Genomic DNA, 14078 nt, shown 5'->3' with positions numbered 1-14078 from the left:
TAAAACTACAATTAATTATTGGCTTGCATGACTAAGCCATCAAAAAATTGCTTTAGGGATACTTTGCCTCCTGTTGACGACTTTCCTTCCAAAAAGAGAATCTCTTTGTGGATATTTTTATACCCATAAAGAGTGTTCGCACACTCAATAGTTAATTCATTTTCAAAATCATCTTGACATAAATTAGCGATATTTACCATTCCTTTTTTTATCGCTCGTCTAACACGCTGAAAAATAATTTTCTTTTCATGAGAGTCTAAAGCAAATTGTTTATCAAAGTTGATAAAGTTAAAAGAAATATTTTGTTCGATCATCACTTGACTAATATTTAATATATCAGCAGAACCCGCTTCAGAAGTTATACCTAAAAACGCCAGAATAGATCGTACCTTCTGTTTGGTTTCACTAAAATGATTTGAATTTAAATTTGGATAGCCATTTGAAGAAGCCCCTAATAAGTTTTGAATTTTTTTCAGTTTTTGTTCCATCAGAATACTTTGTTTTACACGATTAACAATTGTCCGGACTTCAATTATATTGATGGGTTTATCGATAAAAAATTCGATTCCAGCTTTATAAGCATCTTCTCGCAATTCACTATCTCGTACTTGAGAAATCATAATAAATTTCAACTCAGGTTTTACCTTGCAAAGCGCTTCAACTAAGGCAATACCATTTAGTTCGGGCATTAACAAATCTACTAATACAATATCAACATTCAGCAGCATCAGTTCATTCAAGGCAATTTTTGGCGATACCGATGTTCCGACTACCTGATTGATCATGTCTTCTTCCACGATTCTTTGTAAGATCATAGTGACTGCAAGATCATCGTCAATAATGTAAAAATTCATGACTGTTCCCCCAAAGTTAATTTTTCCTTGTTAAACGTTAAAAGGAAGATCGTTCCTTTTCCTTCTTCAGAAACAACTTTTATTTTCCCACCGAATTGTTCTGCCACAATAATCCTAACGTGCGACAACCCAATTCCCCGATAAACATCTCCAGTATCTTGATTAAATTTAGTAGAAAATCCTGGTTGAAAAATCATTTCTTTGATCTCTGAAGGGATACCAGGACCGTTGTCAGAAACACTTATTAGCAACTGCTCTCCCTGATCCTTAACAATTACTGTTATCGATCCTCCATGTTGATTTCCTATTGCATCAATGCTATTTGCAATCATATTCGACAAAATCGAAACCAAGTAGTAATGATCATTGATTCTTAGATCAATTTGGTTCTTGACCGTTATTAAAATATCCAATTTCCTTTCTCTAATAAGACTGCGCGAATGCATTAAGACGATTTTTAGTATGTCACTTAATCGCAATGAGTCCTCTTCTACTTCAAAATAACTCCCCAGACCTTTGATAACATTTTGATAGTCCTTCTTTACTTCATGCACGTCTCTGGCAATATCTAACGCAATACTTCCATTTTTGCTGGAGGGGTTTTCATTATAGAGCTCTTTATTGAGTAAATACGCATTTTTCATGATTCTTTCGATTTCGTTAATATTCTTATTCATAAAATATACTTCACTTTTAACTGCTGAAACTGACCACAAAAAGTTATAGTACCGCTGCTCATGACTCTTTTTTCGTATCATAAGCGTAAAATAATGATACAAAAATGCAATAAAGCAGCTAATAAGACTGCGTAGCAACGCTACTAAAAACAATATTTTAAATAAACGCAGACTATAATTTGAAAAATTTAACAGCAGACTAACTTCTAAAATATTTGAAACATAGTCACATAGCAAAATAGTAAAAAAGAAAGAACTATCATTGCGATATGCGCGATGCCAGTATAAAAAATAGTACACAAATCCGTAACAGAGATAAAAAGCAATATCGGTAAATATATACTGAGCAATTGTTTCGAGAGCATAATTATTGGTGATAAAGAGAAGAATTCCTCTGAAAAAAGGTGAAGCAAACGCAATTCCAAGTGTTAACGGTATTGGATTTATATCATCATTAAAATATAAAAAAATGGGTAATAAGATAACGGCAAGGGTTAAAATGAAGCCATCTACAAAAAACGTTAAATTAATTTGTGCTGACAATGCGATACAAGTTGCAGCAACGCTTATTCTCTTGATTTTATCTTGATTGATGTTGTGAGAAAAAAACGGAATAAAAATCCCTCCCCCCCAAAAAACTTGTCTAATCTTTTTGAAGTTTTTTGAAGCCTCTAAATACACTTAAATTATAGATTGTAAATGGTTTCACAAACAATGAAATATTTGTGAACCCCTTATACAATTATATTTTTACAGGGGAGATGACCTTATGAATACTGTAAGCGTCGCAAAAAACACAGATGAATTTATGAACAATGTAGATTCCAGCAAAGAAAAGGGTCCAAAAAAGAAGTTTAAATTAAGAATGCCCGGAGCATTTGTCATCTTGTTTTTCTTAACGATTGTTGCTGTGATTGCAACATGGGCTATTCCAGCAGGGTCTTATTCAAAGTTATCCTATGATTCATCTAGTTCTAAATTGCAAATTACTGATCCATATGGAAAAGTCAAAACCATTCCTAGTACGCAAGAAGAACTTAACAAACTTGGTGTTAAGATTGACATCAAACAGTTCACTTCAGGAGGAATAACGAAACCGGTCTCTGTTCCAAATACATATAAAAGATTAAAACAGAAGCCTGCAGGACCCGAAACCATTACAAACAGTATGATTCGCGGGACAATAGAGGCTGTTGATATTATGGTATTTATTTTTGTTTTAGGCGGTTTGATTGGTGTTGTTAAGGCAAGTGGTTCGTTCGAATCTGGTCTTTTAGCTTTGACGAAAAAAACGAAAGGACGTGAGTTCCTTTTAATTTTCTTGGTCTCGATTTTAATGATTTTAGGTGGAACGTTATGCGGGATCGAGGAAGAAGCCGTAGCCTTTTATCCCATTTTAGTTCCTGTCTTTTTAGCGATGGAGTATGATTCTATCGTCTGTGTAGGGGCTATATTCTTAGCAAGTTCAATTGGTACCTGCTTTTCGACAATTAATCCTTTTTCCGTGGTCATTGCATCTAATGCCGCAGGAATCAATTTCACTCAAGGTCTTACTTGGCGGATTGGTGGGTTAGCTATTGCGGCCATATTTGTCGTCCTTTATATACGTTGGTATTCCCAAAAAGTGAAAGCTGATCCTACGTTCTCTTATTCTTTTGAAGATCGTGATGAATTCAATAAAATGTGGTCTGTAGCATCGACTGAAGGAAACGAAAATACTTCATTTACAGTGCGTAAAAAAATTATATTGACATTGTTTGTTGTGGGATTCCCACTTATGGTATGGGGTGTTATGTCTCAGGGCTGGTGGTTCCCTACCATGGCTGCTTCATTCTTAACATTTGCTATTATTATTATGTTCTTAACTGCTACTGGAAAAAACGGTATAGGCGAGAAAGGTGTTGTCGATGCCTTTGTAAATGGTGCATCGAGTTTAGTGGGTGTTTCCTTAATTATTGGTCTTGCCCGAGGAATTAATATCGTCATGAATGAAGGCTTGATTTCTGATACGATCCTTCAATTTTCATCTTCACTTGTTTCGCATGTAAGTGGGCCGATATTTATTCTTGCCATGTTATTCATCTTTTTTGTCCTTGGATTTATCGTTCCGTCGTCATCCGGATTAGCTGTTCTTTCTATGCCGATCCTTGCTCCTTTAGCTGATACGGTGGATATCCCACGGTTTGTCATTGTTACTGCTTATCAATTTGGACAGTATGCTATGCTTTTCTTAGCACCAACCGGATTAGTAATGGCGACTTTACAAATGTTGAATATGAAGTATTCTCATTGGTTTAGATTCGTTTGGCCTGTTGTCCTTTTTGTTCTAGGTTTTGGTGGGTTAATGTTAGTTTTGCAAGTGCTGATTTATTAGAATTGAAAGATTCCATACTCTCTTTAATCAAGCTTGTCAGATAAAGTATATGGAATAGTTTTTCTGGGCTCTAACTTTTTGATGTTGATGAACCTCATCAGCATCTTTTTTTTGAATTTCTTCGTTAAACTTGTCTGTTGCTTTCCGCTCTAGGCGCGTGTGGTTCGTGGGCGTTTCGGCGCTTGACCTATGGGGTCCCCTAGAACCGTACTCCCACAGGACTTTGAATGGCTTCCTTTAATCCGCCTACGCACGAAGAAAATGCGAAAGCATTTTCGAGAGTATTCGTGCCTTCGGCTCCAATCAACGGTGCTGTTTAACATAGCTTTTTGAATAAAAGAATAGAAAAAGATACCATAGCCCTAGATCTAATTATCCCTTTAGCAGAAAATTGTTAACGAAGAACATTATGAAGGGCTAATCTACAAGATTTATCACGGTCTTCTGGATCAATAGCATTAAAAACATACGAAAATAACCAAGTTAAAAACCAAACGGCACAAAAATCTCAGAAGTAAATTGAGTTAAAAAAATGTTCATGTGTTCGATTAATTTTCCGTGGTCAAAAGTTATATTCATAAATAAAAAAGACCCTTTCCACATAAGTGAAAAGAGTCTTTTGAAACGTCGATCATTTACGTTTTGAGAACTGTGGCGCACGACGAGGACCTTTAAGACCGTATTTTTTACGCTCTTTTTATATATATAAGATATGGAAAAACACAGATCAAAACAATACCTTAGAAAGCCTCATTTTAAAGACCTTTTTTGGTATTGTGAAAATAAATAATTTTTATTTCGGTCCTATTGTAAGATATCCATCGGGAATGTGTCTGTATCCAGTTCATTATATTCTTTCGAAGATATGGCAAGCATTATTAACTGCTGAGCCTCTTCATTCTTAAAGGCGTGGACTACCTGTGGCGTTACTTTTAAAACCACATTATCTTCCGCCGAAATATAGAGTTCTTTTAAAGTTCCTGTCTCCAAATTCTTTAACGCAACTTTTGCCTTTCCACTAACGATCACAAAATACTCTAACGTTTTTTTATGATAATGATTTCCTCTAACGCTCCCCTTTTCGGAATATAACAAGTAAACCTCTTCCATTTTTTCATTTTCCTTAAGCTGGCTCTCCATTAAAATTTTTTTGAGACTTCCTCGCTTATCCTCAAAAGGTTTTACAGAAATTAATTCATACCCGTTTTCCATCCTCACACTTCCTCTCCGCTCTAGAATCGAAAAAGAGGTTAAACTACTAGTAATATACTGTATACCTTCCGCTTCAAATAATACACAATCGTCAACAAGGAACATTATTTTCAAGATTTTAGTTCATTGTTAACATTTACCGCCTTCTCCTTATCTCTTTGTTCCGATAAATTTCTCTTTATTTGCCTGATACCAGTTAATTGTTCTTTTGATTCCCTCCTCGAGGCTTACATTAGGCTGCCAATTTAAAAGGCTCTTAATTTTAGTTGTATCAGGCTGTTGTCTCCAAACTTCATTTGTTCTGTAAGGTAATGCTCCATAGTTTGGTTGGTTCTTTAGTCCCACCTCTTTGTAAATAATGTCTACAAAATGCTTTAATTTGAAAATTTCACCACTACCAATATTGAATATCTCATTTTTAATATCTTCGTTTTTGGCGGCCAAAACAAATCCATCCATGATATTTTCTATATAACAATAATCCCGGTATTGTTCACAAGGTGTTAAATTCACTTCTTTGCCTTCTAAAATCGAAAGAATAATATAGGGAAAGAATTTATGACTTCCTTCCTTTTCACCAAATATCCCAAAAGGTCTTAAAGTAACAAGATTTATATTGTTTTCAGCCGCAATTTGGTGTGCAATGATCGAGGCTGATGCTTTAGTACTTCCGTAAATACTATCAGGTTTTAGACAAGAATTCTCCTGAATAATCTCGGTTTTATCACCGTACTCCATACATGTGCCAACATTAATAAACTTCTTGCACCCTATATCTTTAACAGAATTCAGCAAATTCATTGTCCCAATGATATTTGTGCTAGCTGCAATATAATAATCCTTTTGCCTTGAATCTACTCCATAAGCACCAACATGAAAAATAAAATCGGGTTTAATTTGTTTAACACACTTATCAATTGATAAAGTATCTCTTAAATCCACTAGCTGAATATCGATATCTTTTTTTAATTCTTCAATTCTCCATAAATCAGATGATTCTCTAACTATTACTGATACAAGAGCTTTTTCTTGTACCATTCTTTGGACTACATGAGATCCAATAAATCCATTCGCCCCTGTAATCAGAACCCTCTGATTATTAAAGTGATTTTCCACAATAACCTCTCCCGCTTAAAGATAAGCTTACTATTTATATCCCTCAAAATGTTTATTAAAGATCTTGACCAAGATCGAGGCAATGACAAAATTAATCATCTTTTTCTTAAAAGCCGGAATTTCAGTTATTCGGCATGAAAATAGTTTAAAGCTTTATCTCGTGCATAATTGTTTTTTTCATCCTCATAAGACTGCCCATTTAGCGACTTTATAACATCCATTTCTTCTCTAACAGCTTTAACATACGGAAAATAAATGGAATTTATCATATTTTCACTTAAGACATTTGTTTTACAAAAATCAAATTCTTCATGATTCATGATGACAAACCCGTTGTAATGAAATGCTATCAGTTTATCGTTGTTGTGAAATAGTTCATTATCTTTAATAGTGAATAAGCTTTCTTTTGCGTTCCAAGGACCCGCAGTCCTATCAGGGTTCTCTATAACTTTAACGGCTGGAAAACTTTGAACCCATTGATCCAAATATTTTTGATCCGCCCAGTACCCATCCTCAACTTTATCAAAACACCATTTTACACAATCTTTCCTCCATTTAAAAAGACATTCAAACGAGATTTCATTCCTCTGAAATCCTATAAGTCCAGCATCATAAGCCCCATAGTTTTTTTCATCTTCAGCGGAAGCCCTTCGTGGAACTATAAAAACGGGGTGCTGTTGATTCAACTCATTAAATAAATTTTTGACATCCCTGAAAAAGTACATATCGGCGTCTGTATAGATAACAGAATTTATATTATAGTTATTTTTTAATACATATGAAATAAATGGAGCTTTTAAGGTTCGGCAATACTCATCGAAACTTCTGCTATCTTTAATACTTAATAACTCCTTGCCCTCAATATTTTTTAAAGTAATGAGAACGACATGATCCAAATCCATTTTATTTAGTAGGGAATAGGTGCTATCATCTAGACAACAAATCCAAAGTCGAAAATTCGATGTATGCTTTTTGAGGGAACGATAAAGTGCTAAACCTTGCGCCAGGTGTTTTTGGCTTATTATCGTACAGATGTTATATATTTGCTCAGTGGCCAGGTTAACTTGAAGGTTAAAGTAATTTCTAACATGGTAGTCTTTGCTGTTTTTTTCGATATTAAAGTTACTTTCGACAGCTTTAATCTTATCCATTATTTCATTGCAAGCATTTAAATAGGGAATATAAAGATGTTTAATCACCTCATCCCTTTGATTCATTACATAGTTGCATATATCAAACACATTGCCATCATAATATTTAAATCCGTAATAATGGAAAAATATAACTTTTTCATTGTCGATATAAATATCATTACCTGAATGAATGACTGAACTTTCATTGAACCGATAATTTATGATATAAGGAGTAAGATTAACTCCTATATTTTCAATTATTCCTACATTTTTAAATCTTTTCGTCCAATCGTTTACATATACTTGATCACTCCAAAGTCCATTTTCCCACTTATCAAAACACCATTCTATCAACTTCTGTCTAAACCATTGGAGACACTCGAGTGCATGATCATCTCTTTTGAAGCCCATATAACCCGTATTAAAGACACCGTTAGTATCACCCAAGAATTTATGTTCTTCACGCCATTTTTCCTCAGTCAGCGTAATAGAGTAGTCTCCCCATTCGGTAAAGATAGGTTCGGGATCGGAGAGAAACAAAGTATCACCATCTAGCCATACAATATGATTAATTTCGGAAAACTGGTTAAATAAAAACAGACATATTGATGCCTTAGATGTCCAGATATACTCCTTGTCATTTCGGGAGTTCTTTACGGAAAGTAAGGTCTTGTCTTCCTTTTCAATTTCCTCCATGCTTATGATCGTTGCATGAGCTAGGTTCATTTTCTCAAATATTTTTTTTGCCTCTTCATGAAGGCAAATCATAAAAAATTCAAAGTCTTTATCATGTTTTTCTAGAGAATTGTATAATAATAAACCTTTATAAGCATAATCTTTACTAAACGTTGAACAATAATAGTGTTTCAACTGCCCAAACTCCTTCCAAATTAATTTTTCCTTAAATACGGGTAATCAAGCAGTTTTTCCTAATAGTTGTTTAATCATATATATAACGATAATCAAAAACATTCTTCTTTTTTATTGATTCTTGATTTAGTAAAAATTCATCCCAAGCTGTTAAAATAACAACATGATTGACTTTCGCAAGTAATGATTTTAAGTCAGAAGAATATTCAATCGGAAGGCTATATGCCTCTTTAAACTCTTCAATGGCCATCGGGTCATAAGCGATAATATTTTTATATCCTTTTCGTAACAAGCCATCAATAATTGATTTTGCTGGTGTATCCCTTATGTCATTTGAATTTGGCTTGAATGCTAAACCGAGAATTCCTATATGCTCTTTCTCCGTTACTTTTCCTGCCACATCATTAACAACAAATTCTTTCATTGTTTCATTTACATTTAAGGTTCCTTTTAATAGTTCTGGTGAGTAGGAGTTTTTTAATGCCTGATTAACTAATGCCATCGTATCCTTTGGAAGACAATACCCTCCAAAACCACAACCTGGATAAACATAGGACGTCATATTGGATGGCGCACCAAACCATCTTTTATCAAGGTGCAAAACTTGAAATGATTTTTTTATATCTATATCTCCAATATACTTAGCGATTAATGACTGTTCGTTTGCAAAACTAATAAGAGTCGCTAGTAAAGTATTAGATAAATACTTAATAAATTCTGCCGTATTTAAACTAACCCTGTAGATTGGGACGTTAAATGACTGATAAATACTTTCCACGTACTGTCCGCTCTTATCTTCTTCCTGACCAATTACAATACGATCTGGATTCATAAAATCTTCCCAGGCATAACCTTCTCTTAAAAATTCAGGATTATTGGTTAAGCCAATATCAACACCGACCTTAAAACCTAGATTTTCTATATATGGTTTAATCCTTTCACTTGTTGTAGATGGAGGAATAGTCGATTTTATGACTAACACCTTAAAATTCGGCTTTTTTATACATGCAGTTATACTTTTAATAGCATCGAAAATATAACCTAAATGTGCACTTCCATCTATTTTACTTGGGGTTCCTACACAAAGAAAGATCACTTCACTATTGTCAACAGCTTCCTGTAAATCATCTACAATCTTAAATCCTATATTTAAATGCTGATTTAATTTCTCATTAAGATAAGGTTCATAAAAAGGAATATTCCCTTTTGTTAACATCTCTTTTTTCTTTTGATCAATATCATAACCATAAACACTATATCCTTTATCGCTAAAGCCTAAAGCTGTTGTCAATCCAACAAAACCAAGGCCGATAACAGTAATCAATGAATGTCCCCTCTTTCTTTTAAAAAGGTTAGAAAGCGATTCACACCTTCTACGACTGAAATGGAAGGAGAAAAAAATAAAAGTTTTCTGGCCTTTGCAATGTTAGGGCATCTTCTTAAAGGATTATGTGTTAAATAACTTTTTTCCTCCGATTCCTTAAATTCTATCGATTGATTGAAATTAAAAATAGCTGATCCTGCATCCTTATAAATGCGGGCCAATTCTTTAATTGAAATTTCGGGCTTATCAATTCCTATATTAAAGTAGTCAAAGGGTTCATATAGGAGAGCCTTTAAATAACCAGTGATAGCATCTGTCACATAACAAAATGTTCGAGTTGGATTTCCGTCAGAATGCATGATTATTTTTTGATTTTCCATAACTGCTTTTGCAAAATCGGCCGGTACCCGCTTATCATTCAATCTCATTCCAGGTCCGTAATTATTAAATGGTCTGACAATCGAAATTGGCATGTTAAATTTTTCAGCATATAAATAGCAAAGCGTTTCTCCAAACCTTTTTGCCTCGTCATAGCATGCACGTGGTCCTATCATTGCCACATTTCCTCGATAATCCTCGGAAGTCGGGATATACTCTGGATAAGGGTCACCATAAATTTCGCTGCTTGAGAAGAATAAAAATCCTTTAATGTCTTTATCCTTATAAAAATCAAGCAATGCTCTTAATCCCCAAACATTTGCATCAACGGTTTCCAAGGGGAATTTTCTATAATAGGTCGGTGAAGCAATAGAAGCCATGTGGATAATAAAGTCAACTTCGGCAATTTTAGTTGTGTCAAATAGTGAAAACTCAGTAATATCAAAAGTATATAATTCAATCTTAGGATTTGATTTGTTTATATCTGTAATCCATTTAGGCTTTCCTAGTTTAAAATTGTCAATTCCAATTATCTTTCTAACACCCAATTCATCCGAATACTCAGATAAAAAAGACACTAAATAATAACCTAAAAATCCAGCACAGCCCGTCACCAAAATTGACGCATCCTTCAATTTTTCTTTTTCGGACTGTGTAAGACTACTGAAGATATATTGAAGGTCTGTCTGATAGATCGTACGTTTTCCATTTTTCAATTGTATACAGCTCCATTTTTATTAATTCCATATTTTCCAAGGGGCTTTATTCGAATCCCAAATCTCTTGTAAATACTTCTTATCTTTTAACGTGTCCATAGGCTGCCAAAAACCAGTATGTTTAAATGCCATTAATTGGCCATCTTCAGCAAGTTTCTCTAGTGGTTCTTTTTCAAATGTTGTTTGATCACCATTGTTTAAATACTGAAATACTTCTGGCTGCAAAACAAAAAATCCAGCATTTATCCAACCGCCATCACCTTTTAGCTTTTCTTGAAAGTTGTCTACTCTTTGATCCGAAGACAAAGACAAAGCTCCAAACCTTCCCTTCGGCTGTGTGGCTGTTACTGTAGCCAATTTTCCATGAGATCGATGAAACTTAACTAATTCTTTTATATCAATATCGCCAACTCCATCTCCATAAGTCAGCATAAAAGGGTTATTACCAATATAATTTTGGACTCTCTTGATCCTACCACCTGTCAATGTGTTTAAACCTGTATAAACTAAAGTCACCTTCCATGGTTCAGTATAATTCTGATGAATAGTACAGCTATTTGCATTTTGAAAATCAAAGGTTACGTCTGAATGATTGAGAGTATAGTTTGAAAAGTACTCTTTTATAACATGACTTTTATACCCTAAACAGATAATGAATTCGTTAAAACCATAACTAGAGTACAACTTCATAATGTGCCATAGGATCGGTTTATCACCAATCTCTATCATAGGTTTGGGTATTAAGTGCGTTTCTTCACTGATTCTTGTTCCAAATCCTCCAGCTAAAATTACAACTTTCATGTCTTCCCTCCTTTTAATTACTTTAATAACATATGTACGGACCTTAAAATTGTTCAGGTATAAATACATGTTGAAAGGAAATGGAAAAAACATCTCTTTTAAAGAACTTTATTAATGTGATTAAAAATTACAGGTGAAGTTTAATCTTGAAATTAAGTCAAATACATTCTTCTTTTTTATATGAAACAGAAGACAGTGTTAAAGAATTAGAGGAGAGGTTTATCTAAATTACTATGAAAAACCTTTTACAGTAACAGATGGGTAAAAAGAGCGGATAGAGTGGAAGTTATAAAGGTCGTAGAGGAATTGAATTTTGGTCAAAACGTAGTTATAAAAAAGTTAATACTGGTCTAATAAAATTTCTGACATAGATATTTTAAAAATGAAGCATTTGACGTTCCTTCTAAATCTATGACATGGGAAACTAAGAAAGCACAAGCATTGTCATCCCTTTTTTCTGAAACGCGTTAACTTTTATCATCATTCAAACCATTTTAATTTTTTGTTAAGCAAAGTTAAGGACAAATTGTTCCATAATACTTTTTAAATCATTAATAATTTCAACTGGCTGTTTATTCGTGGTGTCATAGAGATGGTTTTTGTTTGCTAATTCTTTTTCAAATTGGTCTAGTAGATATAAGGAACCTTCTATTAAATAATCGTCTCCTCTTTTATTTAATCGATTAATAAGTGTATCCCTGTTTGCCCTTAATATAACATAATAAATTTTTACATTTAATTCAAAAATTTGTTGGTAGAACCACTGCAATGATTCTCCAAAATTTGCATAATCGATTATTACATTAATATTATTTTCAATAGAATTCTGCGTTAAGGAAAGGATATTTTTCCACATTAATTGCTTTTTTTCCAACGGTGGTATCTCTTTTCCTAGGAGCATGTTTTTAATTATATCCCCTTCAATTACTGAGACTTTTTCCATATCCGCAGCAAGTACCTTTGTGAGGGTAGATTTACCAACTCCATATGGACCTGATAAGATATAAATAGAACTATTGGTACTCTTATTCATTTAAATCTCCTTCCTAAATCCTAAGTTATTTTTTTTATTACGCCAGGTCCTTAATTAACCTGCTTTATTAGTACTGTAAGAAATGGCCTTCATATCACCCACCATTTTTGACCTCAATAGAGCTCACTAGATCCCTTTTATGAAAATCGTTTATTTATATAATTCATCCGAATTTGTTATATCGATTTGTTGAACATTTACCTGTTGATCTTACTACATAAAAACACTCTCATTTTTTATAAAGAATATGCGTATACTTATCATCCTGTGCTTAAAAAATTGAACATTCCGGATCCAGTCCGGTCAGTTGGGTTAATCCCATTAACAGCTAGGGTACCCGTCTCAATCCCGTTCCTCCTCGATTACCTTCTCCAAATGATATATTGGACAGATTAATCAAAAATACACATTCTTCATCCAATAACAATTTATGTTACCAACACCTTAGAAGAGCAAACAGCCGCAAAGTTTCACAAGTTCATTGAGCTATAATTGGTGGTCAATCGTGGTCAAAAAATATTCCGCGGTCAAAATGTGGTCAAAAGCTCTTTTCAAACATAAAAAAGACCCCCAGCCAAATATGACTGAGAGTCTTTGTGAGTTCGCAAAAAATTAACGCTTTGAGAACTGAGGCGCACGACGAGCACCTTTAAGACCGTATTTCTTACGTTCTTTCATACGTGCATCGCGAGTTAATAAACCAGCGCGCTTTAATGTTGGACGGTATTCAGGGTCAACTTGAAGTAATGCGCGAGCAATACCGTGGCGGATTGCGCCAGCTTGACCAGTGTAACCACCGCCGCTTACGTTTACAAGAACATCGTAGCTGCCTACAGTTTCAGTAGCTACTAATGGTTGTCTTACAACAACACGTAAAGCTTCAAATGGGATATATTCTTCGATGTCACGACCATTAATGACAATTTTGCCTGTGCCTGGAACTAAGCGCACACGTGCGACAGAGCTCTTACGGCGGCCAGTACCAATATATTGAACTTGTGCCAAGTTAATTTCCTCCCTCTTAATTAACCGCGAAGTTCGTAAACTTCAGGTTTTTGTGCTTGGTGCGCATGCTCTGCACCAGCGTATACGTGTAACTTTTTGAACATTTGACGTCCAAGAGAATTCTTTGGAAGCATGCCTTTAATAGCAAGCTCAATCATTTTCTCAGCATAGTTAGTACGCATTTCAAGAGCCGTTCTTTGCTTTAAACCACCTGGGTGTAAGCTGTGACGGTAGTAGATTTTGTCATTTAATTTGTTACCAGTTAATTGGATCTTAGAAGCATTAAGAATGATCACATGGTCACCAGTGTCCACATGTGGTGTGTAAGTTGGCTTATGTTTACCACGTAGGATTGATGCAACTTCAGAAGCAAGACGTCCAAGAGTTTTGCCTTCTGCATCAACTACGTACCATTTACGCTCGATATTGTTGGCATTTGCCATAAACGTTGTACGCATGAGTTTACCTCCTAATTAAATCTGTAAAGATATTTTTTTCGCACGGTAATGGGCGAAATCCTGTTTATCCTGTTCCGGGGAATAAACCGATCTGCATTTGTGCGTTTCATTTTTTTACAATCATATA

The 14078-nt window shown here is 34.4% G+C and carries 13 protein-coding genes; 2 read left to right on the top strand and 11 right to left on the bottom strand.

Annotated features, from left to right (window positions below):
* Positions 1-11: 11 nt before the first annotated feature.
* Together ACI3K6_RS22195 and ACI3K6_RS22190 are read right to left on the bottom strand one after the other, a co-directional pair.
* The gene (locus ACI3K6_RS22195) at positions 12-854 is read right to left on the bottom strand and encodes a DNA-binding domain-containing protein (RefSeq protein ID WP_435556531.1); all 843 of its coding nucleotides are present in this window, start codon (positions 852-854) and stop codon (positions 12-14) included.
* Entirely contained in the window at positions 851-1531 is a 681-nt protein-coding gene (locus tag ACI3K6_RS22190; protein ID WP_335476791.1) for a sensor histidine kinase, read from the bottom strand. The genes ACI3K6_RS22195 and ACI3K6_RS22190 overlap by 4 nt, the downstream gene beginning before the upstream one ends.
* A gap of 370 nt (positions 1532-1901) precedes the next feature.
* On the opposite strand from ACI3K6_RS22190, the gene ACI3K6_RS22185 reads away from it, so the two are divergent.
* Entirely contained in the window at positions 1902-2120 is a 219-nt protein-coding gene (locus tag ACI3K6_RS22185; RefSeq protein ID WP_435556530.1) for a hypothetical protein, read from the top strand.
* Positions 2121-2339: 219 nt separating this feature from the next.
* Complete coding sequence (locus ACI3K6_RS22180; protein WP_435556541.1) at positions 2340-3905, top strand: YfcC family protein; 1566 nt, start codon at positions 2340-2342, stop codon at positions 3903-3905.
* A gap of 804 nt (positions 3906-4709) precedes the next feature.
* Here the strand turns inward: ACI3K6_RS22180 and ACI3K6_RS22175 are convergent.
* From ACI3K6_RS22175 to rplM, 9 genes are all read right to left on the bottom strand, one after another.
* On the bottom strand, positions 4710-5117 hold the full coding sequence (locus tag ACI3K6_RS22175; protein ID WP_435556529.1) for a polysaccharide biosynthesis C-terminal domain-containing protein: 408 nt from the start codon (positions 5115-5117) through the stop codon (positions 4710-4712).
* A gap of 150 nt (positions 5118-5267) precedes the next feature.
* A complete protein-coding gene (locus tag ACI3K6_RS22170) occupies positions 5268-6233 on the bottom strand; it encodes an NAD-dependent epimerase/dehydratase family protein (protein WP_435556528.1) in 966 nt (321 codons plus the stop codon).
* Between the two features lie 125 nt (positions 6234-6358).
* Positions 6359-8236: a glycosyltransferase gene (locus ACI3K6_RS22165; protein WP_435556527.1), complete on the bottom strand. Its 1878-nt coding sequence runs from the start codon at positions 8234-8236 to the stop codon at positions 6359-6361.
* Between the two features lie 70 nt (positions 8237-8306).
* Complete coding sequence (locus ACI3K6_RS22160) at positions 8307-9560, bottom strand: UDP-glucose dehydrogenase family protein (RefSeq protein WP_435556526.1); 1254 nt, start codon at positions 9558-9560, stop codon at positions 8307-8309.
* The gene (locus tag ACI3K6_RS22155) at positions 9557-10654 is read right to left on the bottom strand and encodes an NAD-dependent epimerase/dehydratase family protein (RefSeq protein WP_435556525.1); all 1098 of its coding nucleotides are present in this window, start codon (positions 10652-10654) and stop codon (positions 9557-9559) included. The genes ACI3K6_RS22160 and ACI3K6_RS22155 overlap by 4 nt, the downstream gene beginning before the upstream one ends.
* 21 nt (positions 10655-10675) lie before the next feature.
* Positions 10676-11455 (bottom strand): glucose-1-phosphate cytidylyltransferase, encoded by a 780-nt coding sequence (gene rfbF / locus ACI3K6_RS22150; protein ID WP_435556524.1) that lies wholly within the window; start codon positions 11453-11455, stop codon positions 10676-10678.
* Between the two features lie 505 nt (positions 11456-11960).
* A complete protein-coding gene (locus tag ACI3K6_RS22145; RefSeq protein WP_435556523.1) occupies positions 11961-12488 on the bottom strand; it encodes a P-loop nucleotide/nucleoside kinase family protein in 528 nt (175 codons plus the stop codon).
* A 612-nt stretch (positions 12489-13100) separates the two neighbouring features.
* Positions 13101-13493: a 30S ribosomal protein S9 gene (gene rpsI / locus ACI3K6_RS22140; protein ID WP_335478783.1), complete on the bottom strand. Its 393-nt coding sequence runs from the start codon at positions 13491-13493 to the stop codon at positions 13101-13103.
* 20 nt (positions 13494-13513) lie between these two features.
* Entirely contained in the window at positions 13514-13951 is a 438-nt protein-coding gene (rplM, locus tag ACI3K6_RS22135) for a 50S ribosomal protein L13 (RefSeq protein WP_335478785.1), read from the bottom strand.
* Between the last annotated feature and the right edge of the window lie 127 nt (positions 13952-14078).

The sequence above is a fragment of the Neobacillus solisequens genome, assembly GCF_051233465.1.
Classification (GTDB): Bacteria; Bacillota; Bacilli; order Bacillales; family Cytobacillaceae; genus Neobacillus.
The sequence above is the reverse complement of the archived record's forward strand: the minus strand, read 5'-3'. Positions and strand labels throughout refer to the sequence as shown.

Bases quoted from the DNA above. Each gene is read 5' to 3' on its own strand.
- ACI3K6_RS22195 (WP_435556531.1), bottom strand. From the start codon at position 854: ATGAATTTTTACATTATTGACGATGATCTTGCAGTCACTATGATCTTA.
- ACI3K6_RS22190 (WP_335476791.1), bottom strand. From the start codon at position 1,531: ATGAATAAGAATATTAACGAAATCGAAAGAATCATGAAAAATGCGTAT.
- ACI3K6_RS22180 (WP_435556541.1), top strand. From the start codon at position 2,340: ATGAACAATGTAGATTCCAGCAAAGAAAAGGGTCCAAAAAAGAAGTTT.
- ACI3K6_RS22175 (WP_435556529.1), bottom strand. From the start codon at position 5,117: ATGGAAAACGGGTATGAATTAATTTCTGTAAAACCTTTTGAGGATAAG.
- rfbF (WP_435556524.1), bottom strand. From the start codon at position 11,455: ATGAAAGTTGTAATTTTAGCTGGAGGATTTGGAACAAGAATCAGTGAA.
- ACI3K6_RS22145 (WP_435556523.1), bottom strand. From the start codon at position 12,488: ATGAATAAGAGTACCAATAGTTCTATTTATATCTTATCAGGTCCATAT.
- rplM (WP_335478785.1), bottom strand. From the start codon at position 13,951: ATGCGTACAACGTTTATGGCAAATGCCAACAATATCGAGCGTAAATGG.